This window comes from Halomonas sp. ISL-56 (assembly GCF_018612805.1).
Taxonomy (GTDB): domain Bacteria; phylum Pseudomonadota; class Gammaproteobacteria; order Pseudomonadales; family Halomonadaceae; genus Vreelandella.
Map to the genome: position 1 here is coordinate 186,467 of NZ_JAGGRO010000003.1, position 18,322 is coordinate 204,788.

The following is an 18,322-nucleotide window of genomic DNA, read 5'->3' on the forward strand; positions in this document are numbered from 1 at the left end:
GCATCCAGATTTGTGTTCCATCTAGCTGAATGAGTAGCCCAAGGATCATTTTATGCGCTGCATTACCAGACCAGTGCCACAGCATAGTGATCGAGTATTAGCGCACCAAAAACCCCCAATAGATAGCGAATAGAGAACCAGAATGCGCCAATCGGGGCAGCAGGATCCTGCCCACGCCACACTCGCCAATTCCAGACAATAAAGCGTGCATTAAGACACGCCACGATGAATAGGTAGAGTACGCCACTCATACCTATCATCACCGGCAATAACGTGGTTAATACGGTTAACCACCCATACAGCCAAATTTGCAGCCGTGTAAAAGGAATCCCGTGAGTAACAGGTAGCATAGGGATACCAGCCCGCGCATAATCATCGCGCTTATGAATGGCCAGCGCCCAAAAATGTGGCGGCGTCCAGGCAAAAATAATCAGCATCAGCAGCAGCGGTTCAGGGGTTATTTGCCCGGTGATAGCGACCCAACCTAAAAGTGGTGGCGCCGCGCCAGCCACCCCACCAATAACGATATTTTGTGGCGTCGCCCGCTTTAAAAAAGCGGTATAAATCAGCGCATAGCCAATCAGGGAAGCAAAGGTTAGCGCAGCTGTTAAATGGTTAACCTGCCAGGCCAATAGCGCAACACCTGCGGCAGAAAGCATGCACGCCCAAACCAAAGCAATCGCCACAGGTAGCCGCTTACTTGCCACAGGGCGGCGAGCAGTTCGCGTCATTAACGCATCCAAGCGGCGGTCAATGACATGATTAAAAGCGGCCGCACCGCAAGAGGCCAAGCCGATACCGGCTAAACCAAAGATTACGTTCGTTAGCGGTGGTAAACCCGGGATAGCTAATGCCATCCCTACGGCCGTACATACCAACATAACGGCCACCACTTTAATCTTGCACAGGCCCAATAGCTCTTTCCAGCCCCACACCATAGAAGGCAGTGCCGTGGGTAGCGTCATTGTTATATTTCGCATGGCATGCTTCCCTTTTATTGAGCGATAACGTTGTTATAAGGTGAATGAGTAGTCGTTGAGTAGGCGCCAGCCTCTTGGTAGCGCCAACGCCACCATGCCCAAACGATTCCAGCGGCCAATGCAATGGCACCAGCTGTGTGCAGTAGCGCCAGCCATAGCGGCAACCAAAGCACCACATTGGCAATCCCCAAAGCGGCTTGCAGCGCATACAAGCCGACGACTATTGCTAACGGCCTTGCAACACTCTGCCAATGCCGATAACGCCACCAGAGCGCTATTAGCCCGACACCAAGCAACAATGCTACCAGGCGATGAGCCACTTGGATCGCGGTACGTGCGTCAGCATGCAACTGCCCATGTAGGTAATTGGGCCCTACGGTCTGGGTAAGATGAAATCCTTCGCTAATGTCCATCGCGGGTATCCATTGACCATTGCAAGTGGGGAATCCCTGGCAAGCGATACCGGCATAATTGCTCGACACCCAACCGCCTAGCGCCAGTTGCACAACCAGCAAACATGCCGCAATACCCCACCACGCATTAGCACGCCGCGGCTCACTTGTCGGCTTTGGCGTTGCGGTGAGGCGTAAGCGAAGATGCAACCAAAAGAACAACAGCAATACACTCAACCCGCCAAGTAGATGAAGGGTAACGACTTGAGGCCATAATTTGAGCGTAACAGTGAAGGCACCAAATGCGCCCTGGAGCAAAATAACGACGAGTAGCATCAAGCTGAGGTGCCACGGATAATCCCGACGACGGCGCAAAGGCCAACCTAACGCTACAACGCTGAGCACCAGCAGCCCCAAGAGCGTCGCAATATAGCGATGAATCATTTCCACCCACGCTTTAAAGGGCTCTAACGGGACGTCAGGATGGCGCAGCGTAGCAAGTTCACTATCGGGGACTAATAGCTTTCCGTAGCAACCAGGCCAATCGGGACAGCCTAGACCCGCATCGACTAAACGTGTCCAGGCGCCTACCAACATGACCACTGCGGTAAACAGAGTACCTGCCAGCGTTAATCGCACTAACCATCGCAAGCGGCGTTCACATGAATTGTGCATGGCGTATCCTTAACAGCAGGGGTTAGCGCATTTTTTATTGTGGATTCACTTTCAGTAAATGCTGGATATCATCAAGCACGTACTTGGTGGCAACATTTGCCTCAAATGACAATGCCGGGCGCCCCATAGGATCAAGCAACCACACTGAGTTATCTTCACGCCATGGAGGAAAGTGCCGCCATTCGCTAGTCATTTCTCCCGGTAGCGGTTCAGAATCTCCACCAATCCGCAGGCGGATTAACCTCGGTGCTTCGCGCCCTAGGGCGCGGTGAAGCCTCCAAAACTCATCCTTACGCTGTTCGCACTGCTGGGTGCAGTCAAACGCCAATATCCACTCTTCCTGGCCATTAACAGCCGACCTAGTTTCAGTCGAGCCTGGTTCATTTAACCCAGGTTCATTTAACCCAGGTTCATTTAACCCAAGTCTACTTAATTCAGGCCCATCTAACCCAGGTTCATTCGACAGAGCTAAAGGCCATTCATTGAGAACGGGTAATTCCAAATCTACCTTTCCGTGAGCTGTATGCTGGTCTGGAATACCTATGCGGAACTCGACCATTCCCCAAGCAGCCACCATGGGCGCCGCAAATATTGCAAAAATAAGGATTAATTTGAGCCGCTGGCGGCGTATATGTTTGGCGTCCTGCATACTTTCACCCCTATTTATTTTTATGACCTAAAGGCTCTTGTTGAGCACTATCGCGACGCAATCTTTGGCCACCAATCAACATGACCACCATGGCCGCCAGGGATAGACCCCACCACTGAAACGCATAACCCATATGCCGACTGGGAGGCATGACATTAGCTTCCCACCAAGGGATCAAAACCCCATCGCCTTCATTAGCGTGTAGCCATCCTGGGTAGCTAAAGGAACCTAGTGAAGCGTGCCAGGGTTCAAGGCTAAGCTGTTGCAGCCTCACACCTTCTCTATTCTCTCCATATAGCGGCCCGCCCGCTTGAACCTCCTGCCACTCGCCGGTTAACTCAACCATACCACTGGGTGTAGCTGCATGAGGTGGCTCACGACGAGGCCCAGTTGCTAAGAACCCTCGCTGAACAAGCCAAATCTGACCGTAAGCATCACGCAGTGGCGTTAGCACCGCCACACCCACTTTTCCATTCACAACTCGGTTATCCAAATAAAGTGTATGCTCAGTCAAGTACTCCCCCCGCAACGTCACCTGGGCGCCTTGGTCTGGCTGCTCAGTAGGCTGCACCAAAGCAGGGGCTGCATTGCGAACGGCCATTGCTAAGCGCTTGTCATCTGCCCTCTCCCACTGCCATAGTCCTAAACAAGCGCCTAGCGTGACCAGCAAACTCCAAAACATACACCAACTATAAAAACGCCATTGCCGAGAGGTTCTCATCATGTGGTTACAACTACTCATTGCCGCCGTATTTATTGCGATGGTTATCAGCTTGGCCATGGGAGCAGGCTTCTTACTGCGTGATAACGCCTCTTCACGCCGCCTGCTGCTCTCGCTCAAATGGAGAATTGGCTTAGCCTGCCTGCTCATGGCCCTTATTATTTATGGCTATTGGTCGGGCCAGTTAGGCTAATGGCCTATAAGACATAGACAAAAATAAATAGACCCACCCAGACCACATCAACAAAGTGCCAATACCAGCAAGAGGCCTCAAAACCAAAATGGTTTTCGTCAGCGAAGTGCCCCTTATAAATACGCACCAGCATGGTGGCTAAAATCAGCGTGCCGATAATGACGTGAACCCCATGGAAACCCGTCAAAATAAAGAACGTTGCACCAAAGATCCCAGCTTCTAAGGTGATTCCGTAATGGGCGTAGGCCTCGTAATACTCAATGCCCTGAATCATGATAAAGCAACAACCTAACAGCACAGTGCCCGTCAGCCAGTTGCGACATGTTTTACGGTCACCCACTTTTAAGGCTTCGTGGGCAACGGTGAGTGTGATGCTAGAAGTAATCAAAATCAGCGTATTGACGAGAGGCAGTTGCCAAGGGCTAAAGACTTGTTGGGGCCCAGCGATAGCTGAGTCTGGCGGGTTCAGCAGCGGCCATGTGGCGACAAAGTCAGGCCATAGCAGTGCAGAAACGCCTTTTGCCCCTTCCCCCCCTAACCATGGGATAGCAAACATACGTACGTAAAACAGTGCGCCAAAAAAGGCGGCGAAAAACATCACTTCCGAAAAAATAAACCAGCCCATACCCCAGCGAAATGAGCGATCCATTTGAGCATCATATAGCCCACCCCGGGACTCGCTAATCACGTCACGGAACCAGAGCCCCATCACCGCAATAACGCCCAACACCCCGATTAACACCAATGGCAATCCAGTGTCGTAGACGAGCTTAATACCGGCCCCAACCATCATGGCGCCCACAGCCACTGATCCTAGAACAGGCCACCGACTACTCGCCGGAACATAATAGCTACCACTGCTCATATCGCTTCTCCCGCCGCTTTATTGTTTTTGGGGTCTATACTCAGATTATTACTGGGGTCGTTCTCATTCTCTAGGTCGCTTTTAGCGCTATTTAGTGAAGCATTCCGAATCGCATGCTCTACTGGATACAAGGTATACACCAGCGTAATGGTATTAATATCTGCAGGCAGGTCACGCGCCAGCTGGAATACTAGCGGTATGGTTAGTCGCTCCTCGCCCTTCAACAGTTGCTCTTGAAAGCAGAAGCAGCTGATTTTACGTAGATGCGTCGTAGCAGCAGAGGGAGACACACTAGGCACTGCTCTCCCCCAGCTTTCGCTATGGCTATTATTGGTAAAGGTAAAATCGACTTCCGCCATTTGCCCGGGGTGGACGCTCATTTGGCGCATTTCAACACTCATCTGCCACGGCAGCCCGGGGCTGCCACGAGTGATAAATTGCACATTGATATAGCGCGATTCATCCACCTCTTCATGCACAATGCTTTGCGCAGTGGCATCCACTTTGCCGTTAAGACCGGTGATCCGACAAAAAACGTCATAAAGCGGCACTAATGCAAAGGCAAACCCAAACATGCCGACCAGTACGGCGACTGTCCTAATGACCGTGCGGCGCACCCCCACTTGCGTCTGCTCTTGACTATTCATAACACCTCTTAGGCCAGCGACCCGTGTGGTTTATGTATTTTTAGTGAGACGTGCGGTGAAACACTGGCGGCGTTTCAAATGTATGCAGTGGCGCTGGACTAGGCACCGTCCACTCCAGGTCAACCGCGCCTTCCCATGCTTTGGCGGGCGCTTTTTTACCACCACGTATGCATAGGATAACGCCCAATACAAACAGCAGTTGCGACGCACCGAAGAAGAAAGCTCCGATACTTGAAAGCAAGTTAAAATCAGCAAACTGGAGAGCGTAGTCAGGGATTCGCCGTGGCATCCCCGCCAAGCCAGCGAAGTGCATGGGGAAGAAGGTTAAGTTGACGCCAATAATCGAGAACCAAAAATGCCATTGAGCCAGCCGCTCATTGGGATAGTGCCCCGTCCATTTCGGTAGCCAGTAATACACACCCGCCATAATGGCGAAGATCGCCCCTGGTACTAGCACATAGTGGAAGTGGGCTACGACGAAGTAGGTATCGTGATACTGAAAATCCGCTGGCGCGATAGCCAACATCAGACCGGAGAAGCCACCGATGGTAAATAGCACCACGAAGGCTAGGGAAAATAGCATCGGCGATTCAAAACTGATTGAGCCGCGAAACAGTGTAGTCACCCAGTTAAACACCTTAACCCCAGTAGGCACGGCGATCAGCATAGTGGAGTACATAAAAAACAGCTCTGCCACCAGGGGAAGCCCCACGATAAACATATGGTGAGCCCAGACTAAAAACGACAGCAATGCAATGGCGGCCGTGGCATACACCATGGATGCGTAGCCAAATAGAGGCTTACGCGCAAAGGTAGGGATGATCGCCGAGACAATCCCAAAGGCGGGCAGAATCATGATGTAAACTTCGGGATGACCGAAAAACCAGAACAGATGCTGAAACAACACCGGATCACCACCACCTGCTGCGTCAAAGAAACTGGTGCCAAAATTAATATCCATGAGCATCATGGTGATAACCCCAGCCAGTACCGGCATCACCGCGATAAGCAGGAAGGCTGTAATCAGCCATGTCCAAACAAATAACGGCATATCCATTAAACGCATACCCGGCGCACGCATATTTAGAATGGTCGCGATAATGTTGATGGCACCGAGAATAGAGCTAATACCCGCGATATGCAGCGCTAAAATAAAGAAGGTCGTAGAAGGCGGTGCATAAGTAGTCGACAGCGGTGCATAAAAAGTCCAGCCAAAGTTAGGGCCGCCACCGGGCATAAACAGTGTTGAAAGTAGCAACGTAAAAGCCACCGGCAGCAGCCAAAAACTGAAGTTATTTAACCGCGGCAACGCCATATCCGGTGCGCCAATCTGCAGCGGTATCATCCAGTTGGCTAGACCGGTAAAAGCCGGCATTACCGCGGCGAATACCATTATCAAGCCATGCATGGTGGTCATCTGGTTAAAAAACTCAGGTTCGACCAACTGTAAGCCGGGCTGAAAAAGCTCGGCCCTGACCACTAGGGCAAATATTCCGCCGATAAAAAACATCGTCAGCGAAAAAATCAGGTATAGAGAGCCGATCTCTTTATGGTTGGTGGTCAATAACCAACGCAAAATACCTTTGGGCGGCGCAGCATGTCCATGCGACTGCCCGTCGGCGACGGCTGTAGAGCTATGTTGTAGTGGTGGCTGAGGGGGCAATTTTGGTGCCATGTGACTCTCCGAAATATTGTTGTTGTCCGATTTGGTGGCAAACTAGGATCATTGGGCAATTAATTCAGCCACTTCAGAAGGTTGCACCACATCTCCCGTCTCATTACCCCAAGCATTACGCGTATAGGTGACCACAGCGGCCAATTCAACCGGATTCAAGGTGCTTCGAAAAGCGGGCATTGCCGCACCCGAGACACCGTTGATCACCTTATCAAGGTGCCAATCCACATCGCTTAATAGCTGTTCGTTATTGGCCAGAGCCGGAAACGCAGGTGGCGCTCCCTGGCCTTCAGCTTGATGACAAGAGGAGCAGATAGCTTGATAAACGGATTCACCGCGCTCAACTAGCTCCGCCATTTCCCATTCACGATCAACTCCCATTGCCTCCTGTTCAGCGGCCTCTTTCCGCTCGGCCAACCAAGTTTCAAACTCTTCTTCCTCTACGGCATGCACCACCACCGGCATAAAGCCATGATCGATACCGCACAGCTCCGCACATTGACCACGATAAATCCCCGGTTCATTGATTTTTACCCAGTTCTCATTAATAAAGCCGGGAATCGTATCCTGCTTGACCGCCAAGTCCGGCACCCACCATGAGTGAATAACGTCGTCCGAGGTCATTAGAAAACGCACCTTACGGTTAATTGGCAGTACCAGTGGTTCGTCGACCTCTAATAAGTAATGCTCACCACGGGCTTCTTCGCCACTGATTTGTGCTCTCGGAGTACTCATATTGGAAGTAAATGCTACATCTTCACCAAGATACTCGTAGCGCCAACGCCACTGCTGGCCAGTAATCATGACGTCCAACTCGGCGTTTGATGAGTCGTACATATTTTTTAACGTGGCGGTAGCAGGTACTGCCATACCGACCAGGATAAGAATGGGGATGGCAGTCCATAACACTTCCACACTGGTATGTTCGTGAAAGTGAGCTGCCTTTGCTCCTTTGGAGTGACGATAACGAAACAATGAGTAGAACATTGCCCCAAATACCACCACGCCAATCACGACACATATCCAAAAAATGGTCATGTGCAAGCCATAAATATCGCTGCTCACATCTGTTACCCCAACGGGCATGTTCCAACCGTTGGACTGAGCCTGAGACTCACTTGCAGCTAGGACTATGGCTATTAGCCACCACCACCGTGAACGCATAGAGACCTCCAATTTTATTGTTATTACTTATCGTTAGATTAGGACAGGGTTAAATGAGATATTAGCAGTATAGAAAATATGTGCGATTCGTCACGCTTTGCTTATTTAACGCTATCAACGCTTTTCAGCGGGCCGCCATCATGGCCAAAAAAATAAGCAGCAAAACAAATAGCAATGTAACCACTACACCGGTGGCAAGATAGGCTGCTGGCCTGCCACTGCTAAAGTCCTCCTCCCTTTTTTGGTTACTCTGAACGCCTATCAAGGCCGCCAAAACTGACTTCACCACCGACCACATAGAACCTCCGAGGGGAGTTGACACTCACGCATTTATTCAGCCCTGAATGAGTTAACTACTATTATCATAGGCATACATAAGCATTAAGTCAGGGTAAAGAGACGAAATCTAAGCATTTACAGTCAGGCAAATGACTACCTAAAGTTTCTCAATGTGAGATACTCAACTTATTCTCAGGATCAGCGCCAACCAATGGAGTGCCTTATGCTCAAGCGCCGCCTCGCATTACCCATCAATGCGCTATTTGTTATTGTTCCGCTGCTGTTAACCGGTTGTACGACTTATACATGGCCGGACGGCTCTCAGGAAACCGTCATCGGCGTTGTGCCTGAGGAAGAGAATCAACGCTACGAAGAAGAGCGGATAGACGGCGTGCGCTACCGCATTCCTGACGAAATCCAGGAAAAGCGCAGCGAGTAACTATCCAGCAGTTTGTATATGTGCAAAGAGTGTCAAAACAGTCATACCTTACGCTTGGTGTGCGCAGTGGCGGGTGCCGTTAGAGGGTCTTCTGGCCAGGGGTGCTTGGGATAGCGCCCGCGCATCTCTTTGCGCACTTCAGGATAGCCATTTTGCCAAAAGCTGACTAAATCCTGAGTTACCTGCAGCGGTCTGCGCGCAGGTGAAAGTAGATGAATCATCACCGCAACGGTGCCCTCCACAACGGAGGGTGTTACCTGCCAACCAAAGGCCTCCTGCAGTTTCAAAGCTAAAACAGGTGGGCACTGGGAAAGACACGGCAGGTAATCTATGCCAACCAACTTGCCGCTGGGAACTTCAAGCGTTAATGGCGTTAGCTGCTCAAATTCCCTTTGCGTCTCCCAAGGCAGCGAATTGAGCAAATAACGCTCTAAGGGCAATTTCTCAATTTGGCTCAGCCGACTGATCCCGATCAAGTAGGGAGCTAGCCAATGATCTAACGAGGCTAGCAATGCCTCCTCAGACCAGTCAGGCCACGCCTCTCCCTGATACTCACGAAGCAGCGCCATTCGCCCACGCAACTGCTGTAGCTTTTCGCCAAATAACTTATCGCCGAAAAGCTTTTCAGGCTGCTGACGTAAGGCGCCCAATAGCGCCTCTTTTACCGCCTTTTCCGGCATATCCGCTAAAGGCCGTTTGGCAATGATGAGGCTACCATGCGCCTGTACCTCTTCACCGGCCAGACGCCCCTCTTCTTGCGACCACCTTACCCGCGGCTGCCATTGCTGAATACTGGGGTATAGCGAAAGCAGCGACGCGATTGACAGCGGCTCGCCTGCGGTAACACGTGCCTGCCCACCCGCCGTAATATTTAACGCCACGGCGACCAAATAGGGCTGATGCGCCAGCGTATCGTTCAACGGCAAAGTAGCGGTTTTGCCATTGGCAAGCCGAAAGTTGCCAGGGCTTACTTGCTGGCCAATGCGTTCTGGGTAAGCCAGTGCTAAGAGTGGCCCAAGCGGTTCTAGCGCGGCGTCACTAAGCGCTACCCCTGCTCTTTTTGCTAGCCTAAGCGCTTCGCGCTGCCAACTGGGGAATCGTTTAGGCTGGCGAAGCCGCAGGGCTAATGCATCGTGAAGCGAGCGCTCGTTGCTGTCACGCTCCTCTAGTAGTGCCGCGACCCCGCAAGCCAAAGGCACAGCATTGAAGTTAGCCGCTCGCTCCAGCATCACGGCAATTCTCGGCTCAACTGGCCAACGGGCACATCGGCTGCCCAAAGGGGTTAGCTTGTGGTGCTCGTCTAATACCCCCAGTTGCACCAGCAGTGCTTGGCCACTTCGCCAGGCGCCCTCCGGCGGCGGCGTTACCCAGCTTAGCGCTTGTGGCGCTGCGACGCCCCAGCACGCTAGCTCGAGCACTAGCGATGAGAGATCCGCCTGCTGGATTTCCGGTTCACCGTAAGGCGCCAAGGTCTGCTCCTGGGCCCAAAGCCGAAAACAGCGGCCCTCCCGCTGACGCCCTGCACGCCCCCGCCGCTGATCAGCGCTGGCGCGATTAATTCGCCGGGTCGTTAATCGGGTTAACCCGGTACGCGATTGAAAAAGCGGCACTCGCTCCAGGCCACCGTCAATCACCACATTTACGCCATCAACGGTGATACTCGATTCGGTAATGGCGGTGGAAACAATAATGCGTTGTTTTGATGTATTCGCCGCCAAGGCGGCCTGCTGCTCAGCGATGCTCATTCTGCCGTGCAGCGGCCTGATCACCAGAGCGGGTAAGGCGCTATCCAATGCCTGTACTAGGCGATTTATCTCAGCCACACCGGGCAAAATCACTAATATATCCTGAGTATCAGGTATTGAAAGTGCTTCATTGAGCACTCTAAGTGCGTGGCTGACACTCTCTTCGCCACTTAGTGAAGGACGATAGGCCGTTGTTACCGGAAACTGGCGCCCATGGCACTCGATGACAGGCACTTCTTCACCCAGAACCCGCTTGAGCGCCTCAACATCCAAGGTTGCCGACATCACCAATAAGCGCAAATCGTCGCGGATACTGGTCTGCACGTCCAGCGCAAGCGCCAAACCCACGTCGGCTTCTAAACTACGCTCATGAAATTCATCAAAGATGATCCCGGCAACACCTTCTAGCAACGGGTCGTCTTGCAGCATTCGGGTGAGTACCCCCTGGGTCACTACCTCCAAGCGGGTTTGTGCACTAACACAGCTATCGCCACGCATGCGATACCCCACCGTTTGACCAACGTTCTCACCCAATTGCTGAGCCATAAACGTAGCAGCCAAACGCGCAGCGACGCGACGAGGCTCCAGCAGCAGTAATTTTTGCCCTTTAGCCCAATAGCTCGCTAATAAACTCAGCGGAACGCGGGTGGTCTTACCCGCCCCCGGCTGGGCAATCAGCATCAGGCGGTTATGGGAAGCTAAAACATCATTTAAGGGATCAAGATGCTGATCAATCGGGAGCACACTCATTCGCGTTTCACTACTCCTGCGGGTGTGCTTTAACAGCTGGCTGCGGTATGCCACAGCCTTTTAAAATGACGTGCTCTAAAAACGTCGATATCGACTCAAGGTCATCGTCGTTCAGCGCATCTCTTCCTAGAATACCGGACACTTGGGCACTATATTCAGTGTAGTGCTGGGTAGCAGACCAAATCAGGAAAATCAGCCAGCGTGGATCGACAGCATCCATTTTTCCCTGTGCCGACCACTGGCGAATAATTGCCGCCCGCGAGGCAACCCAGTCACGTAGCTCGCCCGCCAGATAATCACTTATGAAGGGGGCACCAGCTAAAATTTCCGCCGCAAAGAGTTTGGAACCTTCGGGATAGCGCTGGCCAAGCACCATTTTAGTGCGGATAAAGTCACTGAGCACCGTCGCAGGGTCGCTGTCAGGGGTAATGTCTTCAAGCACTTCATTCCAGCGACGCATCATGCGGTTAAGCAGCCGCACATAAAGCGCCTGCTTACTGCCCATGTAGTACAAAATATTGGCTTTAGGGAGACCGGCGCGATCAGCAATCACTTGCAAGCTCGCCCCGCGGTAGCCGTGCTGAGAAAACACTTGCTCCGCGGCAAGCAGGATACTCGACTCGATTCTTTCCCGGCTAGGGCTTTCAGAAGTGGCAGATGCGGCGGTCATTAACAAGGTTCCTTGGTGATATGGCTAGGCGAGAAGCCTGTCTGACTTAACACTGTTTTACTGCGATGATCGGGCAAGCCGAACAGGCTTCTAGCGAATTGCCCCAAAAATTGGCATTTTATACTAGCTCGCCCCACTCCTGTGCAGTGAGCAAATACTTGCAAGGTAGGGCGTTTTGTCCCAAGCTCAACGCATATTGACCGATCGGTCAGCTCAATCCCGGTCTATACAATCACAGTGGAGTTCGGCATGGCAACGATTGCGTTCCTGCTCAATGGTACCCCCCAGCGGTGTGACGTTTCACCCGACACTAGTATTTTAACCCTTTTGCGCGAGCATTTGGCCCAAACGGGTACCAAAGAGGGCTGCGCTTCCGGCGACTGTGGCGCCTGTACCGTGGCGATTGGCGAGTCAACGACTGGAACGCAACGTTATACCAGCGCTAACGCCTGCATTACGCCAGCCCACCAGTTACAGGGTAGGCACCTAGTGACCGTTGAAGGGTTATCAGAAAAGGGTCACTTGCACCCCGCCCAGCAAGCGATGATCGAATACCATGGTAGCCAGTGTGGTTTTTGTACGCCGGGTATTGTCATGTCGCTTTTCACTCTGCACAACGACCTTACCCAGCGCCCCTCCCCGCTAACACCAGAGCGACTTGAAGCCGCGCTAGGCGGCAACTTGTGCCGCTGCACTGGCTATCGGCCGATTCGGGATGCAGCGCTGAGTATGAATGCTATTCCTTACCAGCGCCCTCAATGGTTCGATGCAACACTGCCCGACTCAGAAATCGATACGCAGCCTTCAGATTCGTCGCAAACGGTTGCCTTTTTTGCCCAACCGGCGTCGTTGGCTGAACTAGCGCAACTACGCCAATCATCCCCCCAGGCACGCTTGGTGGCGGGTGGCACCGACCTCTGGCTGGAGAGCACTCAGCGTTTGGCTCCCCTTGATCAATTGATTGACGTTTCTCGCGTTGCCGAGCTACTCACCATTGAAGAGGCTCAGTTGGAGAATCAAACCGGCTGGTGGATAGGCGCCGGGATGACCTATACCCAGCTCGAACCCCTGTTTGAAGCGCACTTTCCATCTTTTGCACATCTACTGCACCGGCTGGGCTCCCAGCAGATTCGCAACCGGGGAACCCTGGGCGGCAATATTGCCAATGCTTCCCCCATTGGCGATACGCCTCCCGTGCTATTGGCCTTAGGTGCCCAGGTAGAGCTTGCCAGCGTAACCGGCAAGCGTCGCCTAGCGCTTGAGGATTTCTTCCTCGATTACAAAAAGACCGCGTTGGCGGCTGATGAAGTCATTTCGCGAATTTTCGTTCCCCAGCCGGTTGAAGGCAGCCAACTACGCGTCTGGAAGCTCTCCAAGCGTCGCGAAGATGATATCTCCGCGCTGCTCGGCGCCTTTAGCTACCGCGTTGAGCAGGGTGTTTTGCGTGATGTGCGGATCGCCTTTGGCGGTATGGCCGCTACTCCCAAACGCGCGTTGGCAGCCGAAGCAGCGCTTGAGGGCAGTGCTATTACCCGTGAGGCGTTTCGCGCCGCTCAGCAGGCACTCGATAATGACTTCCAGCCCATGAGTGACGTGCGGGGCAGCCAGCAGTATCGCCAGCAAGCCGCCAAGAACCTGTTTGAACGCCTCTATCTTTCTCTCTCAGCGTCCGACCACGAGGTGATGCTCCATGCGTACGCTCACTAAACTGGACGGCGATAGCAGCCGTGCCCGCCGTGAACTACACGACCACATTCAAGGCGCTGGCCCCTTAGCACGCCATACGGTCGACAGTACCGGACAGCGGCAAGCAGGTAGCTCAAGTTTTCATGAAAGTGCCGAAAAACACGTCACCGGCAAGGCGGCTTATATCGACGACTTGGCCGCACCGGCCGATGCACTGCATGTAGCGCTAGGTCTCTCGCCTGTCGCCCACGGCACCTTAACGCAGCTTGATCTTAACAAGGTCAAAGAAGCGCCGGGGGTAGTCGATGTGATTACTTTTCATGAAGTGCCCGGCCATACCGATATCGGGCCGGTCTTTCCCGGTGATCCTATTTTTGTCGATCAGGAGATCAGCTACGCAGGCCAATGCCTCTTCGCCGTTGCCGCAACGTCGCTGCAGGCGGCTCGCCGTGCCGTCAAGTTAGCCGCCATTAGCATCGATGAACAGCCTGCCAGTTTAGACCCAGTGGCCGCGACAGAGCGTGAGGAGTTTGTGCGCCCTTCCCATGTGCAGACCCGTGGCGATTGGCAGCAAGCGCTTGAGCATGCGGAACAGATTGTTGAAGGCGAGCTGTTCGTCGGCGGACAAGAGCACTTCTATCTGGAAGGCCAGGCCTGTGTGGTTCATCCTACTGAAGATGAGGGCGTTATCGTCCACACCTCCAACCAGCACCCCAGCGAAACTCAGAAGCTGGTGGCGGAGGTGCTCGATATTCCTTTCCATGCCGTGACCGTAGAAGTGCGCCGTATGGGCGGTGGCTTTGGTGGCAAAGAGACTCAAGCTTCACCCTGGGCGTGCATCGCCGCGATTATTGCCCGCCGTACCGGCAAAACGGTTCGACTCCGCTTACCGCGTAGTGAAGATATGCGCGCCACGGGTAAACGCCACCCCTTCCATAATCGCTATCGGCTCGCCATTGATGCTGAAGGCGTTATCCAGGGGGGAGAGATCACCGTGATCGGCGACTGCGGCTACTCGCCGGATCTTTCTGACGCTATCGTTGATCGTGCGATGTTTCATGCCGACAACGCCTACTCTCTGGGGGATGCCCAGGTAGTTGGGCATCGGGCCAAAACCCACACCGCATCCAATACCGCCTTTCGGGGTTTCGGTGGCCCCCAGGGTATGATGATCATCGAAGCTGCCATGGATGACATTGCCCGCCAGGTTGGCGAAGATCCGTTGACCGTTCGCAAGCGCAACTTCTACCGCAACGGCCGCGAGGTGACCCACTACGGCCAGCAGGTCGATCAGCGCCAACTCCTGCATACACTCGTTGAAACGCTAGAAAGCGACAGCGAATACTGGGTGCGTCGCAAAGCGATCAGAGACTTCAACGCCACTAGCCCGGTTATCAAGAGAGGCTTGGCACTAACCCCGGTGAAATTTGGTATTTCGTTTACCGCTCAACACCTTAACCAGGCAGGCGCCCTTCTGCATGTTTACACCGACGGCAGCGTGATGATTAATCACGGCGGTACCGAGATGGGTCAAGGGTTGCATACCAAGATTTGCCAGGTAGTGGCCAAGGAGCTGGGACTCGATTTAGAAAAGGTGCGCATTACCGCTACGCGAACCGATAAAGTCCCCAACACCTCACCGACCGCCGCTTCAAGCGGTGCTGACTTAAACGGTATGGCAGCCCGGGATGCGGCCGGCAAACTACGTGAACGTCTGTTCGATTTTGCCGCCGGGCACTATTCAGAGGGGCTGGATCGGGAGGGCATGCGTCTGGAAGACGGTATGCTGGTGGCCGGGTTTGGTGAAAGCGAACGCACTATCCCCTGGGGTGAATTAGTGCAAACGGCCTATCTCAATCGCATATCACTGTCTGAAAAAGGCTTTTATGCCACACCGCTGATTCACTACGATCGCTCAGTTGGACAGGGGCGGCCGTTCTACTATTACGCCTTTGGCGCTGCGGTGGCTGAAGTGAGCGTAGATACGCTAAGCGGGGAGTATCAGGTAGAGCGTGTCGATATCTTGCACGATGTAGGTGACTCGCTAAATCCCTCCATTGATATTGGACAAGTAGAGGGGGGCTTTATTCAAGGAATGGGCTGGTTGACCAGCGAAGAACTAAAGTGGAACGATAAAGGCGTTTTAGTCAGCGATGGCCCAGCAACCTATAAGATCCCCACTTTTGGCGATTTACCGCCGGTCTTCAATGTCGCCCTGCTAGAGGGGCACCCCAATTCCATGGCCAGCCTCTACCGCTCAAAAGCAGTAGGCGAGCCCCCCTTTATGCTGGGTATTTGTGTCTGGTCAGCGTTACGTGATGCCCTTTCGAGCCTTACCGATTACGCCATATCGCCTCACTTAGACACCCCGGCCACGCCGGAGCGGGTAATGTTGGCGGCCAATGCCATCAGGAAGAAAGCGCTGTGAGTTTTACTCAAACTCCTGAAACCTGGCATGCGGCACTGCACCGTTTACAGCGCGACGGCATTCCCCATGTATTAGCCACCCAGGTGACCAGCGCTGGCTCAACACCCCGCGAGCCGGGTGCGCGTATGGTGATCACTGACGATGGAATCTTCGATACCCTGGGAGGCGGTACCTTTGAATGGCAAACCATTTCCGCCGCGCGTTCCTGTTTGGCTGAACAACGCTATGGACTCAGCTTAGAAGCCTTCTCTCTGGGGGGACGAAGCGGCCAGTGCTGCGGCGGTTTCGTGAATATCCTCTTAGAAGCCTTTCCCGGCGCCACCGCTCACATCGCCATCTTTGGTGCAGGCCATGTCGGTCAAGAGATCGTCAAACTGGGCGCCCCGCTCCCCTGGCAACTACATTGGTACGATAGCCGTAGTGATGTGTTTGCCGGGCATTACCAGCCGCGACTTCACTGTTATCCGCTTGGTGATGTCGAGAAATGCGTCGCCGACTTGCCTGCAGATACCCATGCGCTGGTATTGACGCACAACCATGATGAAGACTACATGCTGATCAAAGCGCTAATTGAGCGAGACGACGTCACATCAATTGGGCTGATTGGTTCTGACAGCAAGTGGGCCAGTTTTTCAGGACGGCTGAAACGCGACGGTTACTCTGATGAACAAATAGCGCGGGTGCGAAGCCCTATTGGGCGCATCCACGCCACTAAGCTGACTAATAAAACGCCCTATGCGATTGCGCTAACGGTGGTGGCTGAGCTGCTTTGGCTAACGGACACGCCCACTTCTCAAGATAACCGCGGGCTGGATTCCCAGTCTCTGCGAACGCTATTGACCGATTCTCCGACGACCACGAGTTAATATGACGACTTCTTCTACCGATACGTTTATTCGTGCCGAACTGATCAGTTTTGCCCGCGACCCTGGAGATGGCGATACGCCCCAACCGGGCAGTTTAGAGCACTACGGTGATGGCTTACTCTGGTTGAAAGGCCAGCATATTCATGCCGTCGGCCACTTTCCTGAATTGGCGCCGTCGCTGCCCAAAGGCGCTGACGTTCTCGATTACCGTGACAAACTGATTATGCCGGGGTTTATTGACACCCATGTGCACTACGTTCAATTGGATATCATGGCGTCGTATGGCCGCCAACTGCTTGATTGGCTAAACGACTACACCTTTCCCGAAGAGTGTCGTTTTGCGAGTCACGCCCATGCAGAAGCGCTGTCTAACGCTTTTTTGGATGAGATGCTACGTGCGGGGACTACGACTGCTCAAGTATTTGGTTCTAGCCACCCCGGTTCCGTGGATGCCTTTTTCACTGCCTGTCAAAAGCGCCAATTACGTATGTTGGTGGGCAAGGTGTTAATGGATCGTAACGCGCCCGAGGCGCTGATGGACAGTGCTTCAGGCATTGCTGACAGCGAGCGACTCATTGAAGACTGGCACGGCAAGAGCCGACTGGGCTATAGCGTCACGCCACGCTTTGCACCGACATCAACCAAAACGCAAATGGACGCTGCCGGCGCCCTTCTACGCAATGACCCCACTCTTTGGTTGCAAACTCACTTGGCTGAAAACAGCGGTGAGCTGGACTGGGTAGCCGAACTGTTTCCAGGTAGTCGCGACTATTTGGCCGTTTATGAAGAAGCAGGCCTTGTTGGCCCCCGCAGCACCTTTGCCCACGGTATTCATCTCGACAATGGCATGCGCAAGCGTTTGGCAGACCGAGGCGCCAATATTGCTTTTTGCCCCAGTTCCAATCTCTTTCTTGGCAGTGGATTATTCGACCGGGAAGCCGCCAAACAAACGGGGATGGCCTATACGTTTGCCAGCGATATAGGTGCAGGCACCGACTTATCAGGGTTTGGCACGCTTAAAGCAGCCTATCAAGTGGGTCAACTAGGCGGGCAGCCCCTTACCGCATGGCAGGGCTTTTATGGTTTAACCCTGGGCAATGCAAAAGCGCTCTCGATGGATAGTCACATTGGACAGCTAGCCCCTAGCCTTGAGGCTGACTTTGTGGTGATTGAGCCACAGGCAACATCGCTGCTGTCACGGCGCATAACCCACTGCACTACCCTTGGCGAACGGCTATTTGCATTAATGATGCTGGCTGATGATCGCGCGATTTATGAAACCTGGGCCGGTGGTATTTGCCAACACCGCAGGGATGTATAAGTGAGGTGTGAGGTGTGAGGTGTGAGGTGTGAGGTGTGAGGTGTTGAAGTTTACCCCTCACTCCTCACTATTTTCCCCTCACCACCTACCGCTCACGCAAAAAAAAATCCCCCAAGGCATCAGCCCTGGGGGATTTTTCATAATAAGTGCCTGACGATGACCTACTCTCGCATGGGG

At 53.3% G+C, this 18,322-nt stretch carries 17 protein-coding genes; 6 read left to right on the forward strand and 11 right to left on the reverse strand.

Translation table 11 applies throughout. The annotated features are described in order from the left end of the window. Positions 1 to 62 precede the first annotated feature (62 nt). The 4 genes from cyoE to J7J49_RS02010 are packed head-to-tail and all read right to left on the reverse strand — an operon-like array spanning position 63 to position 3,378. Positions 63 to 980: a heme o synthase gene (cyoE, locus tag J7J49_RS01990; protein WP_215089810.1), complete on the reverse strand. Its 918-nt coding sequence runs from the start codon at positions 978 to 980 to the stop codon at positions 63 to 65. A 14-nt stretch (positions 981 to 994) separates the two neighbouring features. Next, on the reverse strand, positions 995 to 2,047 hold the full coding sequence (locus J7J49_RS01995) for a COX15/CtaA family protein (RefSeq protein ID WP_215089812.1): 1,053 nt from the start codon (positions 2,045 to 2,047) through the stop codon (positions 995 to 997). Positions 2,048 to 2,081: 34 nt separating this feature from the next. Then, a complete protein-coding gene (locus tag J7J49_RS22390) occupies positions 2,082 to 2,696 on the reverse strand; it encodes a redox-active disulfide-containing membrane protein (RefSeq protein WP_251048092.1) in 615 nt (204 codons plus the stop codon). A 10-nt stretch (positions 2,697 to 2,706) separates the two neighbouring features. Continuing rightward, a complete protein-coding gene (locus J7J49_RS02010; protein ID WP_353048322.1) occupies positions 2,707 to 3,378 on the reverse strand; it encodes an SURF1 family protein in 672 nt (223 codons plus the stop codon). A gap of 40 nt (positions 3,379 to 3,418) precedes the next feature. Between J7J49_RS02010 and J7J49_RS02015 the strand changes: the two genes are divergently transcribed. Beyond that, positions 3,419 to 3,610, forward strand: a complete 192-nt coding sequence (locus tag J7J49_RS02015; RefSeq protein WP_064233794.1) for a DUF2909 domain-containing protein — start codon at positions 3,419 to 3,421, stop codon at positions 3,608 to 3,610. A 4-nt stretch (positions 3,611 to 3,614) separates the two neighbouring features. Here the strand turns inward: J7J49_RS02015 and J7J49_RS02020 are convergent, their stop codons facing one another. From J7J49_RS02020 to J7J49_RS02040, 5 genes are all read right to left on the reverse strand, one after another. Next, positions 3,615 to 4,475: a cytochrome c oxidase subunit 3 gene (locus tag J7J49_RS02020; protein WP_215089816.1), complete on the reverse strand. Its 861-nt coding sequence runs from the start codon at positions 4,473 to 4,475 to the stop codon at positions 3,615 to 3,617. After that, complete coding sequence (locus tag J7J49_RS02025; protein WP_215089818.1) at positions 4,472 to 5,122, reverse strand: cytochrome c oxidase assembly protein; 651 nt, start codon at positions 5,120 to 5,122, stop codon at positions 4,472 to 4,474. The genes J7J49_RS02020 and J7J49_RS02025 overlap by 4 nt, the downstream gene beginning before the upstream one ends. Positions 5,123 to 5,162: 40 nt before the next feature. Further along, positions 5,163 to 6,797: a cytochrome c oxidase subunit I gene (ctaD, locus tag J7J49_RS02030; protein ID WP_064233802.1), complete on the reverse strand. Its 1,635-nt coding sequence runs from the start codon at positions 6,795 to 6,797 to the stop codon at positions 5,163 to 5,165. A gap of 48 nt (positions 6,798 to 6,845) precedes the next feature. After that, entirely contained in the window at positions 6,846 to 7,961 is a 1,116-nt protein-coding gene (coxB, locus tag J7J49_RS02035) for a cytochrome c oxidase subunit II (RefSeq protein WP_215089820.1), read from the reverse strand. 124 nt (positions 7,962 to 8,085) lie between these two features. Continuing rightward, the gene (locus J7J49_RS02040) at positions 8,086 to 8,259 is read right to left on the reverse strand and encodes a DUF2970 domain-containing protein (protein ID WP_082906612.1); all 174 of its coding nucleotides are present in this window, start codon (positions 8,257 to 8,259) and stop codon (positions 8,086 to 8,088) included. A 204-nt stretch (positions 8,260 to 8,463) separates the two neighbouring features. Between J7J49_RS02040 and J7J49_RS02045 the strand changes: the two genes are divergently transcribed. Continuing rightward, positions 8,464 to 8,679 (forward strand): hypothetical protein, encoded by a 216-nt coding sequence (locus tag J7J49_RS02045; protein ID WP_215089822.1) that lies wholly within the window; start codon positions 8,464 to 8,466, stop codon positions 8,677 to 8,679. A 41-nt stretch (positions 8,680 to 8,720) separates the two neighbouring features. On the opposite strand, the gene hrpB is transcribed toward J7J49_RS02045, so the two are convergent. Further along, positions 8,721 to 11,174: an ATP-dependent helicase HrpB gene (hrpB, locus tag J7J49_RS02050; protein ID WP_215089824.1), complete on the reverse strand. Its 2,454-nt coding sequence runs from the start codon at positions 11,172 to 11,174 to the stop codon at positions 8,721 to 8,723. A gap of 10 nt (positions 11,175 to 11,184) precedes the next feature. Further along, the gene (locus J7J49_RS02055; RefSeq protein ID WP_064233811.1) at positions 11,185 to 11,844 is read right to left on the reverse strand and encodes a TetR/AcrR family transcriptional regulator; all 660 of its coding nucleotides are present in this window, start codon (positions 11,842 to 11,844) and stop codon (positions 11,185 to 11,187) included. Between the two features lie 249 nt (positions 11,845 to 12,093). On the opposite strand from J7J49_RS02055, the gene xdhA reads away from it, so the two are divergent. The 4 genes from xdhA to guaD are packed head-to-tail and all read left to right on the forward strand — an operon-like array spanning position 12,094 to position 18,145. Further along, a complete protein-coding gene (xdhA, locus tag J7J49_RS02060) occupies positions 12,094 to 13,551 on the forward strand; it encodes a xanthine dehydrogenase small subunit (RefSeq protein WP_215089827.1) in 1,458 nt (485 codons plus the stop codon). Continuing rightward, complete coding sequence (gene xdhB, locus J7J49_RS02065) at positions 13,535 to 15,958, forward strand: xanthine dehydrogenase molybdopterin binding subunit (RefSeq protein WP_215089829.1); 2,424 nt, start codon at positions 13,535 to 13,537, stop codon at positions 15,956 to 15,958. The genes xdhA and xdhB overlap by 17 nt, the downstream gene beginning before the upstream one ends. Next, a complete protein-coding gene (gene xdhC, locus J7J49_RS02070; RefSeq protein ID WP_215089831.1) occupies positions 15,955 to 16,824 on the forward strand; it encodes a xanthine dehydrogenase accessory protein XdhC in 870 nt (289 codons plus the stop codon). The genes xdhB and xdhC overlap by 4 nt, the downstream gene beginning before the upstream one ends. A 1-nt stretch (position 16,825) precedes the next feature. Next, entirely contained in the window at positions 16,826 to 18,145 is a 1,320-nt protein-coding gene (guaD, locus tag J7J49_RS02075; protein WP_215089834.1) for a guanine deaminase, read from the forward strand. Positions 18,146 to 18,322: the final 177 nt, after the last annotated feature.

Bases quoted from the DNA above. Each gene is read 5' to 3' on its own strand.
- cyoE (WP_215089810.1), bottom strand. From the start codon at position 980: ATGCGAAATATAACAATGACGCTACCCACGGCACTGCCTTCTATGGTG.
- J7J49_RS01995 (WP_215089812.1), bottom strand. From the start codon at position 2,047: ATGCACAATTCATGTGAACGCCGCTTGCGATGGTTAGTGCGATTAACG.
- J7J49_RS22390 (WP_251048092.1), bottom strand. From the start codon at position 2,696: ATGCAGGACGCCAAACATATACGCCGCCAGCGGCTCAAATTAATCCTT.
- J7J49_RS02010 (WP_353048322.1), bottom strand. From the start codon at position 3,378: ATGTTTTGGAGTTTGCTGGTCACGCTAGGCGCTTGTTTAGGACTATGG.
- J7J49_RS02015 (WP_064233794.1), top strand. From the start codon at position 3,419: ATGTGGTTACAACTACTCATTGCCGCCGTATTTATTGCGATGGTTATC.
- J7J49_RS02020 (WP_215089816.1), bottom strand. From the start codon at position 4,475: ATGAGCAGTGGTAGCTATTATGTTCCGGCGAGTAGTCGGTGGCCTGTT.
- J7J49_RS02025 (WP_215089818.1), bottom strand. From the start codon at position 5,122: ATGAATAGTCAAGAGCAGACGCAAGTGGGGGTGCGCCGCACGGTCATT.
- ctaD (WP_064233802.1), bottom strand. From the start codon at position 6,797: ATGGCACCAAAATTGCCCCCTCAGCCACCACTACAACATAGCTCTACA.
- coxB (WP_215089820.1), bottom strand. From the start codon at position 7,961: ATGCGTTCACGGTGGTGGTGGCTAATAGCCATAGTCCTAGCTGCAAGT.
- J7J49_RS02040 (WP_082906612.1), bottom strand. From the start codon at position 8,259: ATGTGGTCGGTGGTGAAGTCAGTTTTGGCGGCCTTGATAGGCGTTCAG.
- J7J49_RS02045 (WP_215089822.1), top strand. From the start codon at position 8,464: ATGCTCAAGCGCCGCCTCGCATTACCCATCAATGCGCTATTTGTTATT.
- hrpB (WP_215089824.1), bottom strand. From the start codon at position 11,174: ATGAGTGTGCTCCCGATTGATCAGCATCTTGATCCCTTAAATGATGTT.
- J7J49_RS02055 (WP_064233811.1), bottom strand. From the start codon at position 11,844: ATGACCGCCGCATCTGCCACTTCTGAAAGCCCTAGCCGGGAAAGAATC.
- xdhA (WP_215089827.1), top strand. From the start codon at position 12,094: ATGGCAACGATTGCGTTCCTGCTCAATGGTACCCCCCAGCGGTGTGAC.
- xdhB (WP_215089829.1), top strand. From the start codon at position 13,535: ATGCGTACGCTCACTAAACTGGACGGCGATAGCAGCCGTGCCCGCCGT.
- guaD (WP_215089834.1), top strand. From the start codon at position 16,826: ATGACGACTTCTTCTACCGATACGTTTATTCGTGCCGAACTGATCAGT.